Source organism: Paractinoplanes durhamensis (genome assembly GCF_016862175.1).
Classification (GTDB): Bacteria; Actinomycetota; Actinomycetes; order Mycobacteriales; family Micromonosporaceae; genus Actinoplanes; species Actinoplanes durhamensis.
The window spans coordinates 36,130-60,504 of sequence record NZ_BOML01000035.1 but is presented as its reverse complement, the minus strand read 5'-3'; the positions used below and the strand labels follow the sequence as shown (position 1 = coordinate 60,504).

Here is a 24,375-nt window from a genome sequence, read left to right as displayed (position 1 = left end):
AGCGTCAGATTCGCAGCATCGGCCACCCCGACAGGTCGGCGAGCATCTGGCGGTCGTGGGTGGCGACCACCACCGCGGCGGTCGTGCTGAGCAGAGCCCTGGTCAGGTCGTCGACGAGCGATGCGGACAGGTGATTGGTGGGTTCGTCGAGGATCAGCAGGTTCGGGTGCGACGCCAGCAACGCGGTCAGGTGCCGGCGCCGCCGCTGGCCCGGCGACAACCGGTCGGCCGGGTCGGTTTCCTGGGCCAGGTAACCGATCCGGGCCTCGGACAGGTGCTTGATCTCGCCGGTGGACACGTCGAGCTCCCGGGCCAGCGCGGCCAGCAGCGTCGATTTGCCGGCCCCGTTCGGTCCGGTCACCAGCAGGCGGCTGCCGCCGGCCAGATCCAGGGAAACGGCCCGGCTCAGACGGCCGGTCACGGTCACCTCAGAGCAATTGACGAGGGGTACGCCGGGTCGAGTGCCCGGGTCCGGCCAAAGGAAAGGTTTCGGCGGTACGGGCACCGTGATCCGATGCTCGTCGAGGTCATCCTGGCGGCGGCGCAGGGCCTGGACGACCCCCGGTGCCCGGCTCTGTCGCTGGTGCCGGCCGGTGCCCTTGTCGGGACGCCACCCGGTGCTGAGCCGGTCCCGGGCCTCGGTGACGGCCACCCGGAGGCGCTCGTGTTCGGCCTGCTGCGCCTCGTACGTGGCAAGCCAGCTCGCCCACAGCCGGGCGCGACCCTCCTGCCAGCCGGGGTAGCCGCCGGCGTGCAGCCGGGGCCGGCCGTCCTCGCTCGGGTCGAGGTCGAGGAACTCGGTGGCGACGTCGCGCAGCAGGGCGCGGTCGTGCGTCACCACCGCCAGGCCGCCGGGGTGCTGCCGCAGCCGGGCGGTCAGGAAGGCCAGGCCGGCCGCGTCGAGGTGGTTGGTCGGCTCGTCCAGCAGCAGGATGTCGTGGTGGGCGCCGAGCACGCAGGCCAGGCGTACCCGGTAACGCTGACCCACCGACAGCGTGGCCAGCGGCCGGTCCCGGTCGGTGCAGGCGTCGAGGCCGGCCAGCGCGACGTCGAGACGGCGCTCGGCGTCCCAGGCGTCCAGCCCGGTGGCGGCCTCCAGCGCCGCGGCGTACGCCTCCTCGGCCCCGGAAACGCCGTCGACCAGCTGAGTGGTGGCCTCGTCGAGGGCGTGCAGCGCCTGCACGGACGGCCGGATCGCGCCGGCGATCAGGGTGCCCACCGTCTCGGCCGGCCCGGCCGGCAGCTCCTGCTGGATCACGCCGATCGTGCCGGCGCGCTGCACGGTGCCCTGGTCGGGCTCGCGCAGCCCGGCCAGCACGTGCAGGAGGGTGGTCTTGCCGCGGCCGTTCTCGCCGACGATCGCCAGCCGGGAACCGGTGGAGACGGTCACGCTGACGTCGGACAGGACGATGCGGTCGCCCAGGGCGACGCGGACGTGCTCAGCTTTCACAAACATGGGGTTTCTGCTCTCGGCTCGTCATGGGAGCCGGGCAGCGTCGATCACCGCCCGGCCGGAACGCCAGGACGGCGGAACAGATCAGAAGAGTGGTCCGGCCGCCGTCAGCGGCTGGACCACGGCTTCAGCAGAGCGATGCCCACATGCATGCGAAGCAGAATATCCGGTCAGGGACTCACCGTGGGGTAGGCGTACAGCTCGACCAGGCGGTGCCGGGACGCCTGCAGGCGTTCGGCGGTCACCCGCAGGATGCGGGTGGTCAGCTCGCGGCCGAACTCGGGATCCTCGTTGATCAGGTTGCGGACCGCGGCCGCGTCGAACTCGACCGCCCGGATGTCCTCGGCGACGACCGCGCCGAACTGCCAGCGGTACGGGACGTTCAGCCAGGACCAGCCGATCAGCGTACGCGGCCCGACCTTCTCGATCACGATGTCGCCGCGGCCCGGCACGTAGAAGTCGATCGCCACCTCGCCCTTGTGCAGCAGCCAGAACCGGTCGGCGGTGCCATCCTCGCGGAACAGGCGGTGGCCGGCTCCGTAGTAGACGGGATGACCGCACGCGGCGAGCCGGTGAATCCAGTCACCCGGCAGGTCGGCGACGAAGTCGTGCACGGCCAGCAGGTCGAAGACACTCAGCGACGGCATGGCTCTCTCCTGTTCGGTAACGCTGCGAGCCTGTTCGGAACCGCTGCCAGGAGCAGCAGGGCGAGCCCGGCTGCCGCGTACAGCCATTGCAGCCAGGACGTCTGCGGGAGATAGGCGATCTCCAGGGCGATCCAGACGACCAGGCCGAGGCCGTCCAGCAGGACGGCGGCGCGCGACCACCGGAGACCGCGCAGCACACCCCAGGTGACCAGCAGCGACCCGGCGCCGAAGCCGAGCGCCAGGACCAGGCCGGGGATCGTCCATCCGGAGATCAGTGGCACGTTGTCGAGCCACGACGAAGGTGGGGTGGCGCCCACCAGGATCGCCACCCCGCCCCCGACGGCGGTGACGCCGAGGAACGAGAGGACCCCGGCGGTCACCGCCTTTCGCGCCGTCATCGCCGTGAGGGGCGGCGACGTATCCGGCGCAGTCGCGACCGCAGCCTGTCCTGCATCAGGTCGGTCGCTTCCTGGAACGTCTCGCCGACCGCGTGCACGTGAACACCGGCGCCGTTCACGTCGACGTGCGCGTCCACGCGGTCGCCGGGGGCTTCCGCTTCGAGGGTCAGCTCCGCGCGCAAGACCGGCGCGGGCGCGTGGTGCAGCGCGGCGGTCAGCTTGCCGACGGCGTACTCAGCTGCGTCCGTCGGAACCGTGCCGTGGGTGTGCACCTGAGGGTGAATGACCAGCTCGTCGCGTTCCATGGCCCCTCCTTGCGAGATCGCCCGGCCCGTTTCCGGGCTCACTTCGATGATCGCTGCCAGAAGTGGGCCTCAATAGGGCCGAAGGACTCACCGTCCCCGGCCGAAACCGCCGCCGGCCGGGGCCTCGCCGGCCGTCACCGTGGTCAGCTTCGTCGCCGAGCCGAGTTTGCCGCCGGCGGCCAGGCCACCGGTGCTGCTGCCGGACGCGGTGCCGCCGGAGTACACGTCGTACGTCGAACCGGACTTGATCGACGACGACGAGTAGACGATGTTCTGGATGTCCTTGCTGGTCACGAACGTGGCCAGGATCTTGCCGTCGCTGTCGGTGATCTGCAGGGTGGTGCCGGCCGGGACGGTCGCGTCGAGCGTGGCCGACAGCCAGCCCTGGGTCGAGTCGGTGCCGGGCGCGACCGCCATGCCGGACGAGCCGGCCGCGACCAGCACGCCACCGCTGATGGTGAAGCTGCCGTTGACGTCGAGCGCGCCGTTGCCGCCGTTGGTCGGGCCGTTCACGACGACGGTGCCGCCGCTGATCGTGGCCGTACCGTTCGAGTCGAGGCCGTCCCCCTCGGCGTTGATGATCAGCGTCCCGCCGGCGATGGTGGCGGTGAAGTCACCGACCTCCTCGCCGCCGCCACCGGGGCCTTGGTTTCCGCCGCCCTGATCCGAGGAGGAGGTGGAACCGCCGGCCGCGTTCAGGCCGTCGTCGCTGGACGTGATCGACGTGGTGCCGCCGTTGACCAGGATGTCGGCGGCCTCGATGCCCTCGTTCGACTTGGTCACGGTGACCGTGCCGTCGTCGATCTGCAGGGTCTGGTCGGCGTGCACGCCGTCGTCGCCGCCGGCCGCGGTCAGCTTCACCCCGCTGAGCCGGACCACGCCGTCGCTGTGCACCGCGTCGTCGGCGGCGTCCACGGTGGCCGTGCCGCCCTCCAGGACGGTGATCACCCCGGACTTGAGGCCCTTGGTGGACGTGTCGTCGGTGGGCGAGTTGCCGCTGCCGCCGCCCGCGGTGACCTCGACGGTCCCGCCGGTCAGCACCAGGTCGGTGGCGGCGTCGGCGCCGTCCCCGCCCGCGGTGACCTTGATCGTGCCGCCGGAGATCGCGATGTACCCGGCGTCGGCGTCGTCCTCGTTGTCGGCCTTGAGCCCGTCGCCGCCGGCCGAGACCGTGATCGACCCGCCGGTGATCACGAGGTAGTCCTTGCCGCGCAGCCCGTCGTCCTTGGCCACCACGGTGATCGTGCCGGCCGTGACGAGCAGGCCGTCCTTGCTGCTGATCGCGTCGTTGCCGCGGCCGTTGACGGTCAGCGCGCCGGCCCCGGAGATGGTCAGGTCGCCCGCGCTGAACAGGGCCGCGTTCACGTCGGCGTCCTCGGCGTACGACGTGGCGTCGGTCAGGGTGTTGGTGCTGCCGTCGGCGAGGACGACGTCGAGCTGGTCGACCTCGGTGGCGCCGATCGCGGCGGTGGTGGAGCTGGTGATGTGCGCGCCGTCGAGGATGAGCACCACGGTGGCGTCGGCCGCGGTCACGACGATCTGCCCGTCGCTGAGCGTCCCGGAGATCCGGTAGGTGCCGGCCGCGGAGATGGTCACCGTCGAGCGGTCGATCTTCACCCCGGCGGTCGCCGACGTGGACGCGGAGGTGCCGCTGAGCGTGATGGTGACCGCATCACCGGTGGTAGCGGCGGAATGGACCTCCTGGTCGGCGGCGAGAACGTCCTTCGCGCTCTGCACGGCGACGGCGGCGGTGCTCGACGTGGCCGTGCTGGTGGCCGAGGAGTCGCTGGAGGAGGAGCAGCCGGCCAGGACGGCGGCGGCGAGGGCCGCCGAGAAGACCGCGGTACCGAGACGCCTTTTCATGATCAACTCGCTTCCGAAAGGGCGAAATGCTGACGCAGGATGCGGTGCCACCGGTTGTCCGGCAGTTCGGGGCGCAGCGCGGCCATCCCGGTGGCGTACTTGGAGATCGGGCACGGCCGGTGCGACAACGACCAGAGCAGCCGGTCCAGCGGGGACGCGCCGCGCGGCGACTTCGTCTCGACGATCACCCGGTCCGGCAGGTGCAGCGAGCTGCCGTCCGGGAGGGTCCAGGTCAGGTCGCGGTCGATCGTCGCCCGGCTGCCGGTCGACGGCAGGAGCAGGGTGATGCGCTCGAAGCGGGTGGTGATCACGGCTTCGAAGCGAGGGTCACGCAAGGTGACCCGAGAGGCTTTCAGGGAGCGTACGGCGTGATCGAGCATCTCCGTGGAAAGCGTGACGCCGTCCCCGGCGTACGGAAATCGATGCTTGACCGTCGCTCCGCGCGCGCCCCGCGTCTTGATCTCCAGGAGATGCAGGTCGGAGTCGAGATAGCTGCGGATACGCAGCTTGAAGCGGCGGCGTCGCCGCTGCGCGGTGGTCAGGTAGCTGTCCAGGCCGGGCGTGTCGAAATACTCGGATCGGTACGCGAAGTGACGGCTTCCGCCGATCTCGAGGACGCTCGCGTCGCGCGGTAACCCGCCCAGGATCACCGGGAGTGAGCTGGCCGGCAGCAGGTATTTCCGGTCGATGCGGGTCAGCAGGCTCGCCCGCTCGACGAGCTCGTCGAGGCCGATCGGGGCTAGGCCGGCCACCAGGTCCGTGGTGATCATGCCGGCACCGTCTCGCGCACGCCGGTCTGGACATATCGGACGTCGACCACGGTGGTGTCGTTGACCAGGTCGACGCTGCGCACCGAGAGGTTGACGATCCGGCCCTTGAGGAGCATCTCCAGGTGCTCACGCAGCGCATCGTCGTCGAGGTAGGCGGCATCGAGCGTGACTGTCCGTTGCCGGTAGCGCTGGAACAGCCGCGGGTGGTCGCCCACCCAGAGCGCCGCGATGATCAGCACCATCAGGCCGGCAATCATCGGGTTCACCTCGGCGCCGAGGCCGGCCAGCAGGCCGAGCGCGAGCGCGGCGAAGTAGTACGCCACCTCGTGCTGGGCGATCTCGTTGGACCGCAGCCGGATGATCGACAGCACGCCGAAGAGCCCGAGTCCGAGCCCGGCACCGACGGTCGACGAGCCGAGCACCATCGCGGTGGCCAGCACGCCGATGTTGACCCCGAGGAACGCGGTGACCAGATCGCGCCGGTGATGCCGGGGGAAGTAGATGCCGAAGGTCAGCAGGGCGATGGCGACGATATCGACCACGACGGCCAGGAATTGACTCACCGCCCCATTACGCCTGGGGCGTCTGTGAACCAGCTGTTCTCAGCCTGTGTCGTTCACCACGCGTCCATCTTCCGTTCAGCTGACCGCCCGCCCCAGGATCAGCCCGATCGCGGCGGCGCCGAGCCCGGCCACCACCGAGACGATGACGTTGGCGGCCGCGTGGAAGCGGTTGCCGTCCTGGGTCAGCCGCAGGGTCTCGTAGCTGAACGTCGAATACGTGGTGAGCGCGCCGCAGAAGCCGGTGCCCAGCAGCGCGGTGAAGGCCGGGTCGGCCGGAATGGCCGTGAGTAGGCCGAGCACGAACGAGCCCACCACGTTGACGGTCATCGTGCCCCACGGGAACGCCGACTCGTGCCGCCGCTGGACCGCCCGATCGGTGAGATAACGCAGCGGCGCGCCGATCGCGGCGCCGATCGCCACCAGCAGCAGGGTCATCGCTTCACCAGCCGGTTCGTCGCTCGGTCCGCCAGCTCGGCGCCGGCCCAGACCGCGGTCATCGCCCCGACCAGCGTGATGCCGAGGTAGGCCAGCGCGGCCCACGGTGTCGTCCTGTAGATGTCGACGATGTAGGTGGAGAAGGTCGTGTAGCCGCCGAGGACGCCGACGCCGGCGAACGGCCGCAGCAGCCGCTGCTGCGGCGTCACCCGGGTCACGATCACCATGAGGACGCCGATCAGGAAACAGCCCGACACGTTGATCAGCAGCGTCGACCAGGGGAAGCCGCCGGCCGGATGCGGCCAGGCCGCCGCGACGCCGTAGCGGGCGAGCGCCCCGAGAACGCCACCGGCCGAGATCGCCGCGAGAACCGCAAGGTCCAGCTCCCGGCGCTGCGCCGGCACATGCAGATCGACATCGGGATCCATCGCATCTCCCTACCAGGGTTGACTGGCAGGGACCGTTGGCATCGATGCGGTTCACCCCTGGGGGTCGGCGGGCCCCACCGCCGTACTCGTAGGTTAACCGCCGTTCGCGGGAGAGCGGCGCGCGGGCAGCGAATGCGTGGTTACGCATTTAACATCCTTGATATGGGTCGCCCGACGATCTACGACGTGGCGCGTGTGGCGGAGGTGTCCGCCTCGACCGTGTCGCGGGCCTATGCGCGGCCCGGGCGGGTCAACACCGAGACCGCCCAGCGGATCTTCCGGGCGGCCGAGGTCCTCGGCTACCGCACCGCGGCGGCCCGGCTGCGGCCCGCCAACGTCACCCAGAACGCGATCGCGCTGGTGGTGGCGGACGTGACCAACCCGTTCTACGGCGACATCATCAAGGGCGCCTACGAGGCGGCGCGGGAAGCCGGCTGCCAGCTGATCCTGTCGCACACCAACGAATCGCCGAAGGTGGAGCGGGAGACGATCGAGCGCGAGCTGGCCCAGGTCGACGGGGTGGTGATCGCCAGTTCGCGAATGACCGACTCGGCGCTGCGGATGGTGGCCAAGCAGAAGGCGATCGTGCTGCTCAACCGGATTCTGCCGGAGGCGTCCTGCGTGCTCAACGACGCGCAGCGGGGGATCCGCCGGGCGGCCGAGCACCTGGCCGGCCTCGGGCACGACCGGATCACCTACGTGGCCGGCCCGGAGACCAGCTGGTCGGACGGGGTGCGCTGGCGGTCATTACGGCAGGCGGCGGCCGAGCTGGGCCTGGAGGTGCGCCGGATCGGCCCGTACGAGCCGACCGTGCTGGCCGGCCGGCACGCCGCACTGCGGGTCGCCGAGCAGGCCGCGACGGCCGTGCAGGCCTACAACGACCAGCTGGCCATCGGCATCGTCAAGGGCCTGCGACAGCTCGGGCTGAGCGTGCCGGAGCAGGTGAGCGTGATCGGCTTCGACAACATCGTCTTCGACGAGTTGGTCGAGCCGCCGTTGACCACGATCGCGTCGCCGCTCTACCGGATGGGCTTCACCGGCGTGCGCAACTGCATCGCGGTGGCCCAGGGCGCCCGGCCCAGCGGCCAGCCTCTCGTGCTGCCGGTCCGGCTGGTGGTGCGCGAGTCGACGGCCCGCCCACGCAGCACGTCACCGGCGCGCGGCACAACCAGAAGGCCCGGCCCGACGGCAAATCCGGCCGTCACGGGTGGCGGCGTGGCCGGGATGCCGGGTGCGGCGGCGATGCCGGCCGTTACGGGTGGCGGCGTGGCCGGGATGCCGAGTGCGGAGGCGAACCCGGCTGCCGGCGGGTCGCGGTAGCCGGGAATCGTCGCCCGCCGGCGGGTCGGGGTAGCCGGGAATCGTCGCCCGCCGGACCTTGGTGGCCGCGCTGCTGGTCATGGGCCGATGCGGCCGGCGAGTGCTTTCTGCGCCCACGCGAAGGACATGCGGTGGGACTCCTTCTTCGACTCCACGCTCGGCTCGTCGACCTCGATCATGAAGTCGCCGTCGTAGTCGGCCGGGATCGCGGCCAGCACCGCGTCGAAGTCGACGACGCCGAGGCCCGGCTCGGCCCAGAGCCGCTTGGACGACGTGGCGTCGCGATAGGAGAGCGGGACACCGGCATGATCGGGGGCGCGGTCGGCGAGCGGGCCGCCGAGGTGGTCGGGGAAGACGTCCTTCAGGTGGAGGCCGCCCAGGCGGTCGGCGTATCGTCGGATGAACGCCGCCGGGTCCACCCCGGCCCAGCGCAGGTGGCCGGTGTCCGGGCCGAGGCCGATCACGTCCGGGCCGAGGTCGTCGAGGAGTCTGGTTAATTCGGATTCGGTTTCGAAGATGCCGCCCACGTGTGAGTGGTGCAGTGGTCGCAGGCCCTCGGCCTGCAGCACTCGGCAGATCTCGCCGCAGAAGTCGATCGCCCGGGTTAACCGGCCTTCGTCGAAACCGGCGCCGACGGCCGGTTCCGCGAGGCGCTCCGGGCGGGACATCGAGGAGATCATCGTGCGGTCGAGGCCGAGCTCGACCTGGACGGCGGCGAACTGCTTGGCCCGCTCGATCTCGTCGGCGAGCACGACGGTCTCGTCGAACGGCGAGTTGAACAGGCTCAGCGAGGGGTCGAGGCCGTAGCCGTCGATCCACTGCCGGTAGCCCGCCGCGGTCATGCCGTCGGGCACGTCCGCCTTGACCGCGGTGAAGCCGATCTCCCGAAAGTCGGCGAACGCTTCGGCGAACACCGCACGCGTCTTGCCGGCCGAAGCCCAGTAGGGAATGGGGTTAGCGGCGATCCGGCTCATCCGAGGGCCACCGCCCGCCGGCTGCGGGCGGGCTTGTCGGCGCTGGTCATGACCTCGACCCGACTCATGCGGGGGCCGACGGCCGGCCGGTCGGCGCCGGCTGTCGCAGCGATCCGGCTCATGACAGCGCCACCGGTCGTCCGGTCCGGGCCGACTCGTAGGCACCGGTGATCACCGCTATCGCCTGGCGGTTGGTCGGCAGGTCCACCCGCAGCTTTTCGGTGCCGGCCAAGGCGCCGAGGAAATTCAGGTATTGCCGGCGGTGTGAGTCGTTCAGCCGGCCCGGGTTGCTGGCGGCGGCGGTGTCGCCGCTGCCGCCGGAAGTCGGCTGTGCTTTGCCCATCATCTTTTCCTCCGGGTCGGTGCCGGCCGGCGTCGCGTGGAAGAACGCCATCTCGTCGTTGTCGATCACCGCTGATCCGCGGTCGCCGTGCACCTGCAAACGGGCACTCAGGCCCGGGTAGGCCGCGGTCGTCGCGTGCAGCACGCCGAGCGCGCCGGATGCGAAGCGGACCAGGCCGACCGCCACGTCCTCGACCTCGATCCGCTGGTGGGCGAGGGTTCCGGTGTAGGCGAACACCTCGATCGGGCGGCCCAGCGCGGCGATCAGCAGGTCGACCGTGTGGACGCCCTGGTTCATCAGCGCGCCGCCGCCGTCGAGGTCCCAGGTGCCGCGCCAGTCGCCGGAGTCGTAGTAGCTCTGGCCCCGCCACCAGTCGATCGACGCGATGCCGGAGGTGAGCCGGCCGAACTCGCCACGGTCGATCGCGGCCAGGGTCTGCTCGGTGGCCGGGTCGAAGCGGTGCTGCGAGATCACCGTGACCAGGGTCCCGGCCTTCTGCTGTACCCGGATGATCTCGTCGGTGCGCTCCACCGTGATCTCCGCGGGCTTCTCCAGGATCACGTGCTTGTCGGCCGCGAGGGCCTCGATCGCGACCTCGCCGTGCCGCCCGGTCGGCGTGCAGACCACCACCACGTCGATCTGTTCCGCGGCGAGGGCGGCGGTCATCGACGGGTACGGACGTCCGCCGCGCTCGGCCGCCAGACGTTCGGCCCGCTCGAACTCGACGTCGGCCACCGCGACCAGCTCGGCCCGCCCGGCCAGCTGGCCGAGAACCGCGCCGTGGTGCTTGCCGATGACACCGGCGCCGACGATCGCGAACTTCGGAACCTCGGTTCGTTCGCTCACGCGTACTCAATCCCCTCGGTTTTCAGGATGTTGGTGAAGGCCTGCCAGGCCGTGCGGAACAGCTCCGGGCCCGAAAAACCGCCGGTGGCGTGGCCGGCGGCCAGGTGGGGCTCCAGGGAGAAGAAACCGTCGAAGCCGTCGTGGCGCAGCGCCCGGATGGTGGCGGCCACCTCGCCGTCGCCCTGGCCGGCCGGCACCACCGTGCCGTCCGCCGCGTGGGCGTCCTTGATCTGGATGTACTCGACGTGCGGGCGCAGCATCGCGTAGCCGTCGGTGAACGGGCGTACGCCGACCTGCACGAAGTTGGCCGGGTCCCAGGCCAGCCGCAGGTACGGCGAACCCACCGAGCGGATCAGGTCCAGGCAGCGGGCCGGCACGTCGCCGTAGATCTGCTTCTCGTTCTCGTGCAGCAGGATCAGGTCGGCGTCCTCGGCCACCCGCACCAGCGCCCGCATCCGGTCGATCACCTCGGCGCGGTGCTCGGCCGGGTCGGCGCCGGGGCGCAGGAAGAACGAGAAGATCCGGATGTACGGGGCATGCAGCTCGTGCGCCACCTCGGCGGCGTGGCGCATCCGGTCGAGGTGCGGCGCGAAGTCCTCGTCGATGAAGATCTTCCCGATCGGCGAGCCGATGCTGGACACGCCCAGGCCGTACGCAAGCAAGGTCTGTTTCAACGTTTTTCGCTGGTCGGGGGTCAGGTCGAGGATGTTGACGTCCCAGGCGCTGCGCACCTCCAGGTGGCGGAGACCGAGGCTGGTGGCGACCTCGCACTGTTCGGTGAAGTCGGGGGAGATCTCGTCGGAGAAGCCGGAGAGAGTCCACATCGGCGTTGCCCTTCAGGTGTTCAGTCGGTAGATCTCGCTGACCAGGTGCAGGGATTTCCGGCCCTCCTCGGGGCCGATCCAGAACGGTTCGGGGTTAATCAGGGTTCGGTAGAAGTCGGCGATCAGGGCCTCGTGCGAGGCGCCCCAGTAGGCGCGGCCGGCGCTCGGTTGTTGTTCGGAAATCGTCTCGACGCGGCCGTCGGCGTGCCGGATGGTCAGGCCGTCGCGGATCAGCAGGGTGGCCCGCTCGGTGTTGATCTCGATGGTGACGGGGGTATCGGCGACGTTGGTGACGGTGGCGAAGAAGACGCTGCGAGCGCCGCCGGCGTGTTCGAGCCGGGCATGCGCGGTGTCCTCGACGTCGATCTTGAGCTCGGGGTCGTAGCGGCCGGTGTGCCCGGTCAGGCCGACGACGTCGCCGAGCAGCCATTCGAGCAGGTCGAGCGTGTGGATGGCCTGATTTATCAGGACCCCGCCGCCGCTTCGCGCCTTTATCCCCCGCCACGGCTTGCTGGAATAGTAATTCGGTTCGCGGTGCCACAGCACCGTGGCCGAGCCGCCGTAGATCCTGCCCAGCGAACCGCTGCTCAGGAGGTCCCTGGCCGCTTGTGAACTGCGGTTGTAGCGGTTCTGGAGGCAAATTCCGATTCGCTGGGCGGGGTGTTCTGAAGCAGCGACGACCAGCTTCGCCGCCTCCTCGACCGTGTGGGCGACCGGCTTCTCCAACAGCACGTGTATGCCGCGCTCCAGGGCCTCGATCGCGATCGGCACGTGCTGGTCGTGCGGCGTGCAGATGTGGACAACGTCCGGCCGGTCGTCCAAACCGCCGACCAACTCGGCGCCGAGCTTCTCGATCGCGGCCAGGTGCACGACCGAGACGTCCCCGCGGCCGATCACCGCCACCCTCACTTGACGCCACCCGCGGTCAGACCGCCGACGAGATAGCGCTGGAAGATCAGGTAGAGCAGCACCACCGGGGCCGCGCAGATCAGCGCGGCCGCCATCATCTGCGAGTAGACCGGCAGCGCTCCGCCCTCCTGCGCCGAACCGAACACCTGCAGGGCGACCGCGGCCGTGTGCGTCTCCGGCCGGGTCAGCACCGACGCGAACAGCACGTCGTTCCAGCCCAGCAGGAAGGCGAAGATGCCGGCCACCACGATCGCCGGCAGGCTCAGCGGGAAGATGATCCGCCACAGGATGACCAGGGTGGACGCGCCGTCGGTGCGGGCCGCCTCCTCCAGCTCGCGCGGCAGGCCACGCAGGTAGGTGACCATCACCCAGGTGGAGAACGGCAGGGCGAACGTCAGGTACGCGAGGAACAGCCCCCAGCGTGTGCCGATCACGGTCAGCCCCAGATAGTTGCCGGCCGACGAGAACAGCACGAACACCGGCAGCAGCATCAGCGTGCCCGGAATGCTCTGCAGGCCGACCAGCCCACGCAGGATGGTCAAACGACCGAAGAACGAATAACGGACCAGGACGTACGCCGTGATGGTGCCGAGAAGCGCCGATGCGATCGCGGTCGCCGCGCAGACGATCAGGCTGTTCACGATGCCGGTGGACAGGTCGGCGGTGGTCCAGATCTTGTCGTAGCTGTTCAGGCTGAAGCTGCTCGGCCAGAACTCGCCGGACGCGACCCCCACATCGCTGTTCAGCGAGGCGAGCACGATGTAGCCGACCGGGAGCAGGACCACCGCCACCAGCACCGTCGTGATCGAGATCAGCAGGCTTCTCGGCAGCAGCCGGGTGGCCTCCGCGGACGCGCTCATCAGCGGCCCCCTTCCTCGTGGACGTCCAGCCGCACCGCGCGCAGGTAGACGAAGAGCGGAATCGCGATCAGCACCAGCGACAGCACCGCCATCGCCGCGCTCAGCCCGAACCGCAGGCTCTGGAAGCTGGTCACGTAGACGATCATCGGCAGCACGTTGACGTCGTCCGGCGCCGGCGATCCGAACAGGACGAACGGCAGCGTGAAGTTGTTGATGTGGTTGAGCGTGGCGAGCAGGCAGGCCAGCAGCACCGGCCCGCGCAGGTAGGGCAGGATCACCGACCGCAGCTTCGGCCACCAGGTCGCACCGTCCACCGCCGACGCCTCGTGCACCTCATGATCGACCGACTGCAGCGCGGCCAGCGCCATCAGATAGATGAACGGCCAGGCCGCCCAGATCTCGACCAGAATCAGCGTCCAGTACGAGTGGGGGCCGCTCAGCCACAGCGTGCCGGTCCGGTGCAGCCACTCGTTGACCACGCCATCCGGTTGCAGCATGGTCCGCCAGACGGTGGCGACCACGAACGACGGCAACACGTACGGGATGAGGAACACCGCCCGCACCAGCCCGCGCCCCCGGTATGCGTTCTGGGTGACCAGCGCGGCGGCGATCCCGATCGGCACGGTCGCCACGGTGGACAGCACCGCGAACGAGACGCTGATCCAGATCGAATGCAGCAGACCCGAGCTGAACGCCTCGGTGTAGTTCCCGAGCCCGATGAACGGCGCCTCGATCCACCGCCGCAGCGTGTACTGGTCGAGGTCGATCAGACTTATCCACAGGGCCAGAGCCAGCGGGATCAGGATGACCAGCACCATCAGGAGGCCGCCCGGCGTCAGCAGCCAGAGCGGGCGCTCCTTGGCTTTCGCCCGCACTGCTCGGCCCGGCATTACTTGGCCCGGTCGAGCGCCGACTGGGCTTTCTTCTGCGCGTCGGCGAGGCGGGTGCTGATCGTCGCCGGCGGGATCGAACCCTTGGCCAGGTCGGGCAGCGACTGCACGGCCACGTTGGTCAGCGCCAGCTGGATGTCACCCCAGGCACCGGTGAACGGCGTCGCCACCGACTTCTGCGCCGCCTCGGTCACCGGCGCGAGCTTCTGGTCGGAAGCGAGCGACTGCAGGGCCGCGGCGTTGGCCGGGAGGTTGCCGAACTTCTGGTAATAGTCCAGCTGGGTCTCGGAATCGGTGACCAGTTTGACGTACTCGAACGCAAGGTCCTTGTTCTTGGAGTAGTCGGCGACCAGAAGGTTGTCACCGGACAGAATGCTGGCCGCCTCGACCCCATTGGCCGGCCGGGAGGTCGCGCCCGGCGGCACGGTCGGCAGCAACGCGAACGCCCATTTGCCTTTCACCGCACCCTGATCGAGCGAGTTGGTGGCGGTCGTGGTGGTCAGCAGGAAATAGCCGGTCTTGCCCTTGGCGAACGCGGCGACCGCCTGCGGATTGGTCCAGCCGACGGCGGCCGGATCGACCACCTTGTCGGTGGCCAGCCACCCGAAATACGTCTCGTAGGCCTTCAATACCGCCGGGTCTTCCAGCCTCGCCGTCTTGCCGTCGACGAGCGGGTTACCGGCCTGCACCGACATGCCCCAGACGAACTTCCACGGGTCGAAGTTGTCCTTGTAGGCGACCGCCAGGCCGTACTGGTCACCCTTGGTCAATTGCTTGGCCTGCTGGGTCAGCTCGTCCCAGGTGGTCGCCGGTTTGGCGATGCCGGCCGCTTTCAGCAGCTCGGTGTTGTAGGCCATCACGAACGGCCGGCTGACCCACGGGATGCCGATCTGGTTGCTCGCGTCCGGCCCGGAGATGCCGAGCGTGGCCGGATTGAACTTGTCCTTGCCGCCGACCTTCTGCCACTCCGCGTCGCCCATTTTCACGAAGGCGCCGGTCGAGTACGCCGTCGGCGTGAAGGTGGTGCCCACCGCGTACACATCGGGCCCGCTGCCGGAGACGACGGAGGTCTGAATTTTCGTCAGTTCATCGTTGGCGCTGGCGAACTGCTCGAATTTCACCGTCGCGCCGGTCTGCGCCTTGAACTTGTCACTGATCGTCTTCTGCCAGGCCGCGAATTCTTCCGGATATTGGGTGTTGGCTCCGATCAGGACGTTGAGGGTCTTGCCGTCCCCGCCACCGTCATCCCCGCCACCGCAGGCCGCAAGCGCGGCGACGAGAGTGGTCACACCGGTAAGCGCCATCGCCAACCGCATCCGTCCGGATCGCATGGGGATCTCCTTCGCCGCACGCAGTGACCCACGTCACTGCCTGGCTGATGGTTTCCCCGGCCGATGCGGCCACGCAATCAGTTGCCATTTGTTGCCCTTGTTTCCGCCGGCTCTTCCAGGATCCGGAGATGGCGTCAAGGTGGTCGTCCGCGTCGAACGACCACGTCCGGCGGATTCGTGCCACCCGTTTTCCTTGATTCGGGGGTCTCGAATCGCGCCCGGGACGCCAACTTCCAGAATTTCGGGCTCTGCGCCCACGCCGAGACCCCGACATCCTGGAAGTGCGTCCGTGGTCAGTCGAGCAGCCAGCTCGACAGCGCCTGGGCCGCCGGCGTCAGTGACACGACCAGGGTCAGCAGTGATGCGGCGGCGGCGCCGAGCAGGGCGATCGTCTGGCGGCGGTTGCCTCTGGTCTGGCCGATCAGGAAGAACAGGGCGGAGATCAGCAGGCCGAGGCCGGCCAGCATCGGGCCCAGCGAGAGCACCCCGCCCACCGGCAATGCCCAGCCCCAGCCGCCGTCGGCCTCGGTGGCGGCGATGAAGGCGTCGCTGGTCGGGCTGACCCAGTGGCCGGTCAGATCGGCGGCGTGCGCCAGCGCGAAATAGCCACACAGCACCCACAGAACCGCAAAACCGTACTGAACCACGGCGACCGCCCAGCCCGCGGCCTGGCTCTGGCTGGGGACGCTGGTGCGCGCTGCGGTCGTCGTCATCGCCGCATCGTAAATCGTCAGGACACGTTTTCCAGTACCACGGCCAGGGCCTGACCCACGCCGATGCAGATCGTGGCCACGCCCCAGCGGTCGCCCGACTCGATCAGGCGAGCCGCGAGGGTGCCCAGGATGCGGCCGCCGGACGCGCCCAGCGGGTGGCCGATGGCGATCGCGCCGCCCTTGGCGTTGACGACCGCCGGGTCGATGCCCCACGCGTCGACGCAGGCCAGGGACTGCACCGCGAACGCCTCGTTGAGCTCGACCGCCGCGACGTCCGCCCACGTGATGCCGGCCCGGGCCAGTGCGCGGTCGGCCGCCTCGACCGGGGCGTAACCGAACATCGGCGGCTCGACCGCGGACACCCCGCGGCCGGCGATGCGGGCGATCGGGGCGCGGCCGATCCGGTCGGCGGCGGCGGCGGAACCGAGCACCAGGGCGGAGGCGCCGTCGTTGAGCGGCGACGCGTTGCCGGCGGTGATCGTGCCGGTCGGGCGGAACGACGGCTTGAGCGCGGCCAGCTTCTCGGCGGAGGAGCCGGGGCGGATGCCCTCATCGCGGGCGAGGCCGGCGACCGGCACGACCAGGCTGTCGTAGAAGCCGGCCGACCAGGCGGCGTCGGCGAGGTTGTGCGACTGCGCCGCGAACGCATCCTGGCGTACCCGGGAAATGCCGAATTTGTCGCCGAGCATCTCGTTCGCCTCGCCGAGCGAAATCGTCCACTCGGCGGGCATGTTGTCGTTGATCAGGCGCCAGCCGAGCGTGGTCGACACCGCCGTCACGTTGCCGGCCGGGAACGCCTTCGACGGCTTCGGCAGCACCCACGGCGCCCTGGTCATCGACTCGACGCCGCCGGCCACGACGACGTCCGCATCGCCGGTCTCGATGGTTCGTGAAGCGATCATCGCGGCGTCCAGCGACGAGCCGCAGAGCCGGTTGACGGTGGTCGCCGGCACGCTGACCGGCAGCCCGGCGAGCAGCACCGCCATCCGGCCGACGTTGCGGTTGTCCTCGCCCGCCTGATTCGCGCAACCCCACACCACGTCGCCGATCTCGGCCGGATCGAGCCCGGGCGTCTTGCCGAGCACCCCCTGCAGCGCGGTCGCGGCGAGATCGTCGGGGCGCACCTCGGCCAGGGCGCCGCCGAAGCGGCCGAACGGCGTGCGAGCGGCGGCGTACAGGTAGGCGGAGGTCATGGTTTCCAACCTACGGCGAGCGCACCTATTGCCACCAATACACAATCAAACGCGATTGATAACGTACGCCTATGGAACTGCGCCATCTCCGCGCGTTCGTGACGCTCGCCGAGGAGCAGCACTTCGGGCGGGCGGCGGCCCGGCTGCACATCGCCCAGCCGGGGCTCTCCCAGCAGATCAAGCAGCTGGAGCGGGAGTTCGGCGTCGAGCTGTTCAGCCGCACCACGCGCCGGGTGGAGCTGACCGAGGCCGGCCACCGCTTCGCCGCACACGCCCGGGCGATGCTCGGTTCGGCCGATCGCGCCACCGCCGACATGGCCCTGATCGCGCAGGGGCAGGCGGGCCGGGTGTCGGTCGGCTTCATCGGCTCGGCCACCTACGACCTGCTGCCGCAGACCGCCCGCGAGGTCCGCGACACGCTGCCCGGCGTGCGCCTGGAGCTGCACGGCGAGCTGCTCAGCCCGGCCCTGCTCGACGGGCTGCTCGACGGCACCTACGACCTCGTCGTGCTGCGGCCGGACAACATTCACAATCCCGGGGCTCGGGTACGCGTACTGCGAAGTGAACGCCTCATCGCGGTTCTGCCCGACCTGCACCCGCTCGCCGGGGAGTGGCGCATCGATCTGGCCGCGCTCGCCGGCGAACCGTTCGTCATGCACTTCTCCGGGCACCGCTCGTCGATGCACGAGCACGTCCTCGCCGCCTGCGCGGCCGCGGGCTTCCAGCCGCCGGAGATCGTCGAGGTCGGCGAGACCGCCACCCTGGTGGTGTTCGTGGCGGCCGGCCTCGGCGTCGCCCTGGTGCCCGAGCCGGTCCGCAGCCTCGCCCTGGACGGCGTCGCCTACGTCGCGCTCAGCGACGCCGCCACCGTCGATCTGGCCATCGCGACCCGGACCGGCGAGGAGTCCGCCGCGGTCGCGCGGGTGGCCGAGATCATCGTCAGGCGTTCAGCTTTCCGGCGACCTTGACGACCCGCTCGGCCAGATGGTTGGTGGCAACTTCCCTTCGAACTTTTAACGTCAGCGAAATCCCGCACCCGGCAATCTTGAGCGGAAACGATCGGCACCGGCGGGGAAGCCGGCACATCGGGCGACGGGCGGGCCAACCCGTTTTGCGGTCGCCGATATGCTCCGCGCTGTCCCGCCTGTCCCTCAGACGGGCGATAGCGAAAGGGCACGCGATGCGTTGCATCGGACGGGCGGGGGCCGTCGCGGTGATCATCGGAGCGATGCTGTTCGGGGGCGCGCCACCGGCGGTCGCCGATCCCGGCGAGCCATCGCTCACCGCGTTGTACAACCTGGTCCAGACGGACGTGGACCGGTCGACGGCGGACGTCGTCGTCCTGATCGACGTGTCCGCCTCGATGAACGCTGTCCGGTATGACCGGGTCAAGCAGAGCCTGACCGATTTCTTCGCGCGGATGGCGCCGGTCGACCAGGTGACGCTCATCCCGTTCGCGGACAGCCCGGCACCGTTCACCCAGCGGGTCGGGAAATCGCCCGGGAAGCTGGTCGACGCGCTGCCGGAGCGGCCCGCCGGCGGCCGGGCCGACCTCGGCGCGGCCCTGGACAGCGCGATCACGACGCTGGAACGGCCGAAGGCGCCCGGGCTGGCGACGGTGGTGCTGCTCAGCGGCAGCCCGAACAGCGGTGCCGGCAACTGGGCCGGGCTGCGGGAACGGACGCGCAAGCTGCGGCAGCACGTGGACGCGTACGCCATCCCGCTGGCCGGCGTGACCGGGGCGCCGATGCTCACCAAGGTCTGGCCGAAGGCCACCGTCATGTCGCCGACCTCGGTCTACGGGCTGACCGCGGCGCTCGCGCAGCCGCGGGAGGTGGCCCGGGCGACCAAGGCCCGCAACCTCCTGTCCTGGGATCTCGGCAAGCCGATCCGGGTCAACTGGCCGCTGACCGGCGGCATCAGCCACGGCACGTCGGTCACCCGGGTGGAGGTCAAGTCGACGCTGAAGTACGTGCCGCTGACCCTGGAGCGGCTCGCCATCAGCGGCGACAACCCGGCGGTGACGCTCAGCGTCCCGGCCGGGCCGATCACGCTGGCCCCGGGCGAGACGGTCATCGTGCCGGTGACCGCCCAGTGGGACGCCGGGCCGCGCCGCCGCCGGCCGCTCTGGACGGTTTCCGGCAAGGACAGCCTCGAACTCTCCGGCCAGGTGAGCTCGCCGTGGGCGGGGGTGCTCGCCGACCAGCTCGACCTCAGCGTGAAGTCGGAGATGCCGGTCGGCCCGGTCGACCGCGACATGTCCGCCCAGCGCGGCAGCTTCTGGTATTGGCTGGCCGCATTCGTCCTGGTCGTCATCCTGGCCGAGCTGCTGCTGTGGTTCCGCCGCCGGCTGTTCCGGAAGCCGGCTCCGGCCTCGCCGCCGCCTCCGGCCGCCCTCGAGCCTCCGGCCTCGCCGCCGCTTCTGGCCGCATCGCTGCCGCCGGCCGCCCCGGAGCCGCCGACCGCTCCGCCGCCCCCGGCCACTCCGCCGCCCCCGGCCACTCCGCCGCCCCCGGCCACTCCGCCGCCCCCGGTCTCGCCGCCGCGGATCATCGAGCAGCGCCGGCCGGGGCAGGCACCGCCCGCCGCGCCCATCGTGAGCCAGTACATGACGGTGGTCGAGTAGGTTCGGCCGCCACGGACACTCCCGAACTCAGGACGCCTGCGGGGCCCGGCGCCGGCCGGGGATTCACGCGGACGTGGTGAACGACCACCTGAAGGAGATCGGCGGCGAACAGATGTCGGCCAAGGATTTCCGTACGTGGCACGGCCCCGTCGAGGCCGGCCCGCAGCCCGCCGCCTGCAGCGATGAATCAGGTCGCGGGGGTGCTCGGCAACACCCCGGCGGCGGCCCGAGCGTCGTATGTGGATCCGCGGGTCATCGAACACGGTGAGAACGGCGGGACGATCCGGCGCGGAACCGATAAAGAAGTACGGGACTTCCGGAAGCCGAATCATGACGTCGCGTGAGTAAGTTGTGCGCATGGGCGTCGACAGCATCCGCAACGGCGAGCGGTTGCGCCGTCTGGAGGCGCTGACCGACGCGACGCTGTCCCGCCTCGACGCCTCCGACCTGCTCGACGAGCTCCTCGACCGGGTCCGTGACCTGCTCGGCGCCGACACCGCCGCGATCCTGCTGGTCGACCCGCATTCGCAGCAGCTGGTGGCGACCGCGGCCCGCGGTCTGGAGGAGGAGGTGCGGCGCGGCGTCCGCATCCCGATCGGCCGCGGTTTCGCCGGGCGGGTGGCGCAGGAGCGCGTCCCGCTGATGCTCGCCGACTTCACCTCGGCCGACGTGGTCAACCCGGTCCTCGTCGAGATGGGCATCCGGGCCCTGCTCGGGGTGCCGATCATCGCGGCCGGCGAGGTGGTCGGGGTGCTGCACGTCGGCTCGCTGCAGCCGCGGGGGTTCACCCCCGACGACGTACGCCTGCTGGAGCTGGCTGCCGACCGCGCCGGCGTGGCCGGCCAGATCCGTACACAGAAAATCGAGCAGGCCACCGCGCTCGCGCTGCAGCGCAGCCTGCTGCCGGGCACCCTGCCCGAGGTGCCGGGCGTCCGGATGGCCGCCCGCTACGTTCCCGGCCACGCGTTCGGCATCGGCGGCGACTGGTATGACGTGTTCACGCTGCCCTCCGGCTGGCTGGGCGTGGTGATCGGCGACGTCTCCGGGCACGGCCTCGCGTCCGCGGTGGTGATGGGCCGCGTCCGCAGCGCACTGCGGGCGTACGCCCTGGTGACCGACGATCCGGCGGAAGCCCTCACCCTGCTGGACCGCAAGGTCCGGCATTTCGAGGCGGGCAGCCTCACCACCGCGCAGTACGCGATGATCTCGCCGGACCGCACCACCGTGCGGATCTCCACGGCCGGCCACCCGCCCCCGGTGCTGTTCGTCCCCGGTCGTCCCGCGGCGACGGTCGCGCTGCCCGCCGACCCGCCGCTGGGCATCGGTGACGACCGCCGGCCGCGCCGCACCACCACCCTCGAGCTGGCGGCCGGGGGCGTGCTGGTGCTCTACACCGACGGCCTGGTCGAGCGGCGCGGCCAGCTCATCGACGTCGGCATGGAGCTGTTGGCCGAGGTGGTCGGCTCGACCCCCGCCGACGACCTCTGCTCGGCGATCATGACAACGGTCGGCCTGGACGAGCCGACCGACGACGTCGCGCTGCTGGTGGTCTGCCGCGATCTGATGTGACGACGATCAATTCAGCGGTTTCGGCAGCCCCGGTTCCGGAGAACATGAGACGCCATGGCTCCCGAGAAGAAGCGCATCCGGTACGAGGACGAGAAGCATCGCTGGGACCGGAACTTCGCCGATCTGCTCCAGGAGCTGCGGGTAACCCAGACCGGCATCCAGATCCTGTTCGCGTTCCTGCTGACCCTGCCGTTCAGCAACGGCTTCCCGCGCACCACCCCGTTCCAGAAGGACGTCTACATCGTCGCCCTGCTGGCCGCGGCCGCTTCCACCGCCATGATCATCTCGCCGGTCGCGTTCCACCGGGCGCTGTTCCGCCAGGGCCGCAAGCCGGAGCTGGTCCGCTACGCCCACGCGATGCTGACCGGCGGCCTGGCGTTCCTGCTCATCGCGATGGTCACCAGCGTCTTCTTCATCGTCGACTTCCTGCTGACCCGCCCGATGGCCCTGCTGCTGGGCGGCCTGACGGCACTGTTCTTCCTGACCTTCTGGGCGGGCATCCCCTGGTTCCGGCACAACTGGATCGACGAGGACGCCGAGGAGGAGAACGAGGAAGCGACGGCCTAGGGCGCGCCGCCCGGGGGAGGGGTGCTGCCCAAGGTGAAGGGCGCTGCCGTGCCTGGACAGGGCGGCGGCGGTCAGGCGGCGGTCAGGCTCAGGGTGCCGATGGTCTTGGTCTTCTTCGACTCGTACATGGCCAGGTCGGCCCGGGTCAGGATGTCGTCGGTGGTGTCGCCGGGGACGGCCTGGGTCAGGCCCACGCTCACGCCGATCCGGACCTGTTCGCCGCCGGTGTCGAACGTTCCCGCCACCATCGCGCGGATGCGGTCGGTCATCGCCTCGGCGGCGCCGGGGCCGCGGCAGATGATCACGAACTCGTCGCCGCCGAAACGGCTTACCAGGTCGGTGCCGCGGGAACCGGCGCTCAGGTTGTCGGCGACCGCTACCAGCAGGGCGTCGCCGGCGGCGTGGCCCAGGCGGTCGTTCACCGGTTTGAAGCCGTCCAGGTCGCAGAACAGGACGGCCAGGTCGTCGGGGCCGGCGGCCAGCTCTCGGTCGATGCGGTCCACGCAGGCGGATCTGTTCGGCAGGCCGGTCAGCGGGTCGGAGGTGGCCAGGCGGTGCAGGGCGCGTTCGGCTTCGCGCCGGGCGTTCGACAGGCGGGCAATCCTGGCCATGACCAGCGGGATCATCCCGGCCGAGGAGAGGGCCAGCAGGATGCCGTCGGTGGGCAGGCCGAACATGACGCGGCCGCCTCCTACCACCGGGCCGATCGCCAGCATGGCGCCGAGGAAGACCAGCCGGCCGTTGTTCAGGTGGTCGTCGGGGACCCGCCCGGGCGTGGTGATCGCGGCCATCGACGGGTGCAGGGCGGCGCAGCCTATCGCCACGAAGGCGGCCATGTAGAACACGTAGACCCAGTCGGTGCCGGATCGGCCGGTCAGGGCCGCGGACACGTTCTCCAGCAGTGCGCAACCGACGGCCGCGGTGAGCAGCCGCACCGAGGTGATCTGCCGGCCGGTGACGAGCGAGACCCGCAGCAGCGCGCCGATCGTGCCGGCCGCCAGGAAGACGTTGATGTAGTTGATGACCTGCGGGCCGGTCGACACCCCGGCGGCGGTCAGGGCCGGCCACAGGGCGGCGTCCCACAGGACGCCGGTGAGCCCGACGGCGGCGATCACCGAGTCGATGATCCCGCCGACGTCGCCGCGGCCGCGCTGCCGCACGACGGCCAGCGACGCCGCGAGCGCCAGCACCCCGCCGACGCTTGTCGCGCCGCTGACCGCCACGTTGTCGTTGGCGGTGGACCGTCCGGCGGTCTCGATCAGCCACACCCAGATGGCGTTGCCGAGGCTGTAGGCGCCGATCGCCCCCAGGAGCAGGCCCCAGGCCAGCCGGGTGCCGGCCGGTGCCCGCCGGAGGCCGCGGATCACCGCGAACATCGGGCTCAGGGCCACCACCAGCAACAGCCAGGGCCGCGCGCTCGCCGGCCACGCCAGGTAGCTCACGACGAGCGTGCCCGTCACGGCGGCGTAAAGGCGAAGAAGCGGCACATTCGGCTTATCGGCCGACTTCCTGCCGCGATTAAGCAGCAGCAGCGGCTCGCAGCCGGGCGTGGATGCCGCCGTACGCGCTGGGAGCGCCCAGGTAACGCTTGGCCACCTTGGCCAGCATCGTGTAGTTCGGGTCGCAGACGTTGCCGACCGGCGCCTCGCCCGCCTGGCTGATCAGCTGGTAGGCGTCGAGGACGTCCAGGCCGGTCAGCGCGGTGGTCCAGGTGACCAGGTCGTGCTGGCTCATCCGGTAGGCGTCCTCGAGCGGCCGGGCCGAGCCGGCCGACATCAGTGCGTCGTCGCTCTCGAAGCGCGGCGTCGGGGTGGCCACCCCCTTGATCAGGTCGAGGATCAGGACCGTGTTCATGGCCGCCTCGACGCCGGTGCCGCAGACCTCGCCGTCGCCCTGCCGGCAGTGCCCGTCGCCGAGGGCGAACAGCGCACCCGGCACGTTGACCCCGAAGTACGCGGTCACCCCGGCGCGCAGTTCCGGCGTGTCCATGTTGCCGCCGTGCGTGTCGGGGACGATCGTCATCCGGCTCTCGAATGCGGCGGGCGCCACCCCCGCCGTACCGTGCATGGGGTCGAGCGGAAGCTCCATCCGGAAGTCGCCCCGGCGGGCGTGATAGCGCACGATGCCGGCGTCGGCATCCACGTCGTAGCGCCAGACCAGCTCGTCGAGCGGTGGATGCAGGGTCGCCGTGGTGTGGGTGCCGGTGAGCGCTCCGAAGTGCGGGAACGTCGACGACACCGCCCAGTCGCGGGCCGGCGTGATCGACACGAAGTGCACGGCGAGGGTGTCGCCGGGCTCGGCCCCCTCGACGTGGATCGGCCCGGTGACCGGGTTGAGGTAGGGGAATTCGCAGACCTGCGACGGCAGGTCGTCGACGGTGCGCACCCGGCCGCCGAAGCAGTCCTCGGTGTAGAGCTCGATCGCCTCGCCGGGCTTCACGCTGAGCGCGGGCTCCCGGCCGCCGAAGGTGTAGGCCAGCGCATCCGGTTCGGGGTGGTAGCGCAGCATCGGCGAACCTTTCCGAGATATAGATAGATCGTTATCTAAT

26 protein-coding genes are annotated in these 24,375 nt (G+C 70.4%); 5 read left to right on the top strand and 21 right to left on the bottom strand.

Going from position 1 to position 24,375, the window contains the following annotated elements; all coding sequences use genetic code 11:
* Positions 1–4: 4 nt before the first annotated feature.
* The 9 genes from Adu01nite_RS21610 to Adu01nite_RS21570 form a co-directional block, all read right to left on the bottom strand.
* Positions 5–1,456 carry an ATP-binding cassette domain-containing protein gene (locus tag Adu01nite_RS21610; RefSeq protein ID WP_203728732.1) on the bottom strand — a complete coding sequence of 484 codons (1,452 nt, stop codon included), beginning with the start codon at positions 1,454–1,456 and terminating at the stop codon, positions 5–7.
* Between the two features lie 167 nt (positions 1,457–1,623).
* On the bottom strand, positions 1,624–2,100 hold the full coding sequence (locus Adu01nite_RS21605) for a Crp/Fnr family transcriptional regulator (protein WP_203728731.1): 477 nt from the start codon (positions 2,098–2,100) through the stop codon (positions 1,624–1,626).
* On the bottom strand, positions 2,088–2,498 hold the full coding sequence (locus Adu01nite_RS21600) for a hypothetical protein (protein WP_203728730.1): 411 nt from the start codon (positions 2,496–2,498) through the stop codon (positions 2,088–2,090). Before Adu01nite_RS21600 ends, Adu01nite_RS21605 begins: the two co-directional genes overlap by 13 nt.
* Positions 2,495–2,803 carry an HPF/RaiA family ribosome-associated protein gene (locus Adu01nite_RS21595; protein ID WP_203728729.1) on the bottom strand — a complete coding sequence of 103 codons (309 nt, stop codon included), beginning with the start codon at positions 2,801–2,803 and terminating at the stop codon, positions 2,495–2,497. Before Adu01nite_RS21595 ends, Adu01nite_RS21600 begins: the two co-directional genes overlap by 4 nt.
* An 87-nt stretch (positions 2,804–2,890) precedes the next feature.
* Complete coding sequence (locus Adu01nite_RS21590) at positions 2,891–4,666, bottom strand: carbohydrate-binding domain-containing protein (protein WP_239132603.1); 1,776 nt, start codon at positions 4,664–4,666, stop codon at positions 2,891–2,893.
* 2 nt (positions 4,667–4,668) lie between these two features.
* Complete coding sequence (locus Adu01nite_RS21585) at positions 4,669–5,436, bottom strand: polyphosphate polymerase domain-containing protein (RefSeq protein WP_239132602.1); 768 nt, start codon at positions 5,434–5,436, stop codon at positions 4,669–4,671.
* Positions 5,433–5,999 (bottom strand): DUF4956 domain-containing protein, encoded by a 567-nt coding sequence (locus tag Adu01nite_RS21580; protein WP_203728727.1) that lies wholly within the window; start codon positions 5,997–5,999, stop codon positions 5,433–5,435. The genes Adu01nite_RS21585 and Adu01nite_RS21580 overlap by 4 nt, the downstream gene beginning before the upstream one ends.
* Positions 6,000–6,074: 75 nt before the next feature.
* Entirely contained in the window at positions 6,075–6,434 is a 360-nt protein-coding gene (crcB, locus tag Adu01nite_RS21575) for a fluoride efflux transporter CrcB (protein WP_203728726.1), read from the bottom strand.
* Positions 6,431–6,862, bottom strand: coding sequence for a fluoride efflux transporter FluC (locus tag Adu01nite_RS21570; protein ID WP_203728725.1), 432 nt, complete (start codon positions 6,860–6,862; stop codon positions 6,431–6,433). Before Adu01nite_RS21570 ends, crcB begins: the two co-directional genes overlap by 4 nt.
* A gap of 162 nt (positions 6,863–7,024) precedes the next feature.
* Between Adu01nite_RS21570 and Adu01nite_RS21565 the strand changes: the two genes are divergently transcribed.
* Positions 7,025–8,182 (top strand): LacI family DNA-binding transcriptional regulator, encoded by a 1,158-nt coding sequence (locus tag Adu01nite_RS21565; protein ID WP_203728724.1) that lies wholly within the window; start codon positions 7,025–7,027, stop codon positions 8,180–8,182.
* A 77-nt stretch (positions 8,183–8,259) separates the two neighbouring features.
* Here the strand turns inward: Adu01nite_RS21565 and Adu01nite_RS21560 are convergent, their stop codons facing one another.
* From Adu01nite_RS21560 to Adu01nite_RS21520, 10 genes are all read right to left on the bottom strand, one after another.
* Positions 8,260–9,156, bottom strand: a complete 897-nt coding sequence (locus Adu01nite_RS21560) for a sugar phosphate isomerase/epimerase family protein (protein ID WP_203728723.1) — start codon at positions 9,154–9,156, stop codon at positions 8,260–8,262.
* Positions 9,153–9,278: a hypothetical protein gene (locus tag Adu01nite_RS48525; RefSeq protein ID WP_275414683.1), complete on the bottom strand. Its 126-nt coding sequence runs from the start codon at positions 9,276–9,278 to the stop codon at positions 9,153–9,155. Before Adu01nite_RS48525 ends, Adu01nite_RS21560 begins: the two co-directional genes overlap by 4 nt.
* Positions 9,275–10,345, bottom strand: a complete 1,071-nt coding sequence (locus Adu01nite_RS21555; RefSeq protein WP_203728722.1) for a Gfo/Idh/MocA family protein — start codon at positions 10,343–10,345, stop codon at positions 9,275–9,277. Before Adu01nite_RS21555 ends, Adu01nite_RS48525 begins: the two co-directional genes overlap by 4 nt.
* The gene (locus Adu01nite_RS21550; protein WP_203728721.1) at positions 10,342–11,169 is read right to left on the bottom strand and encodes a sugar phosphate isomerase/epimerase family protein; all 828 of its coding nucleotides are present in this window, start codon (positions 11,167–11,169) and stop codon (positions 10,342–10,344) included. The genes Adu01nite_RS21555 and Adu01nite_RS21550 overlap by 4 nt, the downstream gene beginning before the upstream one ends.
* Before the next feature lie 12 nt (positions 11,170–11,181).
* Entirely contained in the window at positions 11,182–12,078 is an 897-nt protein-coding gene (locus Adu01nite_RS21545; protein WP_239132601.1) for a Gfo/Idh/MocA family protein, read from the bottom strand.
* Positions 12,075–12,938 (bottom strand): carbohydrate ABC transporter permease, encoded by an 864-nt coding sequence (locus tag Adu01nite_RS21540; RefSeq protein WP_203728720.1) that lies wholly within the window; start codon positions 12,936–12,938, stop codon positions 12,075–12,077. Before Adu01nite_RS21540 ends, Adu01nite_RS21545 begins: the two co-directional genes overlap by 4 nt.
* On the bottom strand, positions 12,938–13,813 hold the full coding sequence (locus tag Adu01nite_RS21535; RefSeq protein WP_239132600.1) for a carbohydrate ABC transporter permease: 876 nt from the start codon (positions 13,811–13,813) through the stop codon (positions 12,938–12,940). The genes Adu01nite_RS21540 and Adu01nite_RS21535 overlap by 1 nt, the downstream gene beginning before the upstream one ends.
* A gap of 14 nt (positions 13,814–13,827) precedes the next feature.
* On the bottom strand, positions 13,828–15,159 hold the full coding sequence (locus Adu01nite_RS21530) for an extracellular solute-binding protein (protein ID WP_203728718.1): 1,332 nt from the start codon (positions 15,157–15,159) through the stop codon (positions 13,828–13,830).
* A gap of 293 nt (positions 15,160–15,452) precedes the next feature.
* Positions 15,453–15,872 (bottom strand): hypothetical protein, encoded by a 420-nt coding sequence (locus Adu01nite_RS21525; RefSeq protein ID WP_203728717.1) that lies wholly within the window; start codon positions 15,870–15,872, stop codon positions 15,453–15,455.
* 17 nt (positions 15,873–15,889) lie between these two features.
* On the bottom strand, positions 15,890–17,065 hold the full coding sequence (locus Adu01nite_RS21520; protein WP_203728716.1) for a thiolase family protein: 1,176 nt from the start codon (positions 17,063–17,065) through the stop codon (positions 15,890–15,892).
* A gap of 71 nt (positions 17,066–17,136) precedes the next feature.
* Between Adu01nite_RS21520 and Adu01nite_RS21515 the strand changes: the two genes are divergently transcribed.
* From Adu01nite_RS21515 to Adu01nite_RS21500, 4 genes are all read left to right on the top strand, one after another.
* A complete protein-coding gene (locus Adu01nite_RS21515; RefSeq protein ID WP_203728715.1) occupies positions 17,137–18,033 on the top strand; it encodes a LysR substrate-binding domain-containing protein in 897 nt (298 codons plus the stop codon).
* 212 nt (positions 18,034–18,245) lie between these two features.
* Complete coding sequence (locus Adu01nite_RS21510; RefSeq protein ID WP_203728714.1) at positions 18,246–19,691, top strand: vWA domain-containing protein; 1,446 nt, start codon at positions 18,246–18,248, stop codon at positions 19,689–19,691.
* Positions 19,692–20,048: 357 nt separating this feature from the next.
* Complete coding sequence (locus tag Adu01nite_RS21505; RefSeq protein WP_203728713.1) at positions 20,049–21,260, top strand: PP2C family protein-serine/threonine phosphatase; 1,212 nt, start codon at positions 20,049–20,051, stop codon at positions 21,258–21,260.
* Positions 21,261–21,314: 54 nt separating this feature from the next.
* Positions 21,315–21,827 carry a DUF6328 family protein gene (locus tag Adu01nite_RS21500; RefSeq protein ID WP_203728712.1) on the top strand — a complete coding sequence of 171 codons (513 nt, stop codon included), beginning with the start codon at positions 21,315–21,317 and terminating at the stop codon, positions 21,825–21,827.
* A gap of 71 nt (positions 21,828–21,898) precedes the next feature.
* On the opposite strand, the gene Adu01nite_RS21495 is transcribed toward Adu01nite_RS21500, so the two are convergent.
* Positions 21,899–23,314, bottom strand: a complete 1,416-nt coding sequence (locus Adu01nite_RS21495; protein WP_203728711.1) for a GGDEF domain-containing protein — start codon at positions 23,312–23,314, stop codon at positions 21,899–21,901.
* A gap of 31 nt (positions 23,315–23,345) precedes the next feature.
* A complete protein-coding gene (locus Adu01nite_RS21490; protein WP_203728710.1) occupies positions 23,346–24,335 on the bottom strand; it encodes an acetamidase/formamidase family protein in 990 nt (329 codons plus the stop codon).
* Positions 24,336–24,375: the final 40 nt, after the last annotated feature.

What these genes read in the sequence shown, in the direction of transcription:
- Adu01nite_RS21605 (WP_203728731.1), bottom strand. Translation starts at nt 2,100, where the DNA reads ATGCCGTCGCTGAGTGTCTTCGACCTGCTGGCCGTGCACGACTTCGTC.
- Adu01nite_RS21515 (WP_203728715.1), top strand. Translation starts at nt 17,137, where the DNA reads ATGGAACTGCGCCATCTCCGCGCGTTCGTGACGCTCGCCGAGGAGCAG.
- Adu01nite_RS21590 (WP_239132603.1), bottom strand. Translation starts at nt 4,666, where the DNA reads ATGAAAAGGCGTCTCGGTACCGCGGTCTTCTCGGCGGCCCTCGCCGCC.
- Adu01nite_RS21530 (WP_203728718.1), bottom strand. Translation starts at nt 15,159, where the DNA reads ATGCGATCCGGACGGATGCGGTTGGCGATGGCGCTTACCGGTGTGACC.
- Adu01nite_RS21505 (WP_203728713.1), top strand. Translation starts at nt 20,049, where the DNA reads ATGGGCGTCGACAGCATCCGCAACGGCGAGCGGTTGCGCCGTCTGGAG.
- Adu01nite_RS21525 (WP_203728717.1), bottom strand. Translation starts at nt 15,872, where the DNA reads ATGACGACGACCGCAGCGCGCACCAGCGTCCCCAGCCAGAGCCAGGCC.
- Adu01nite_RS21560 (WP_203728723.1), bottom strand. Translation starts at nt 9,156, where the DNA reads ATGAGCCGGATCGCCGCTAACCCCATTCCCTACTGGGCTTCGGCCGGC.
- Adu01nite_RS21610 (WP_203728732.1), bottom strand. Translation starts at nt 1,456, where the DNA reads ATGTTTGTGAAAGCTGAGCACGTCCGCGTCGCCCTGGGCGACCGCATC.
- Adu01nite_RS21510 (WP_203728714.1), top strand. Translation starts at nt 18,246, where the DNA reads ATGCGTTGCATCGGACGGGCGGGGGCCGTCGCGGTGATCATCGGAGCG.
- Adu01nite_RS48525 (WP_275414683.1), bottom strand. Translation starts at nt 9,278, where the DNA reads ATGAGCCGGATCGCTGCGACAGCCGGCGCCGACCGGCCGGCCGTCGGC.
- Adu01nite_RS21550 (WP_203728721.1), bottom strand. Translation starts at nt 11,169, where the DNA reads ATGTGGACTCTCTCCGGCTTCTCCGACGAGATCTCCCCCGACTTCACC.
- Adu01nite_RS21565 (WP_203728724.1), top strand. Translation starts at nt 7,025, where the DNA reads ATGGGTCGCCCGACGATCTACGACGTGGCGCGTGTGGCGGAGGTGTCC.
- Adu01nite_RS21595 (WP_203728729.1), bottom strand. Translation starts at nt 2,803, where the DNA reads ATGGAACGCGACGAGCTGGTCATTCACCCTCAGGTGCACACCCACGGC.
- Adu01nite_RS21540 (WP_203728720.1), bottom strand. Translation starts at nt 12,938, where the DNA reads ATGAGCGCGTCCGCGGAGGCCACCCGGCTGCTGCCGAGAAGCCTGCTG.
- Adu01nite_RS21520 (WP_203728716.1), bottom strand. Translation starts at nt 17,065, where the DNA reads ATGACCTCCGCCTACCTGTACGCCGCCGCTCGCACGCCGTTCGGCCGC.
- Adu01nite_RS21600 (WP_203728730.1), bottom strand. Translation starts at nt 2,498, where the DNA reads ATGACGGCGCGAAAGGCGGTGACCGCCGGGGTCCTCTCGTTCCTCGGC.
- Adu01nite_RS21490 (WP_203728710.1), bottom strand. Translation starts at nt 24,335, where the DNA reads ATGCTGCGCTACCACCCCGAACCGGATGCGCTGGCCTACACCTTCGGC.
- Adu01nite_RS21500 (WP_203728712.1), top strand. Translation starts at nt 21,315, where the DNA reads ATGGCTCCCGAGAAGAAGCGCATCCGGTACGAGGACGAGAAGCATCGC.
- Adu01nite_RS21570 (WP_203728725.1), bottom strand. Translation starts at nt 6,862, where the DNA reads ATGGATCCCGATGTCGATCTGCATGTGCCGGCGCAGCGCCGGGAGCTG.
- crcB (WP_203728726.1), bottom strand. Translation starts at nt 6,434, where the DNA reads ATGACCCTGCTGCTGGTGGCGATCGGCGCCGCGATCGGCGCGCCGCTG.
- Adu01nite_RS21585 (WP_239132602.1), bottom strand. Translation starts at nt 5,436, where the DNA reads ATGATCACCACGGACCTGGTGGCCGGCCTAGCCCCGATCGGCCTCGAC.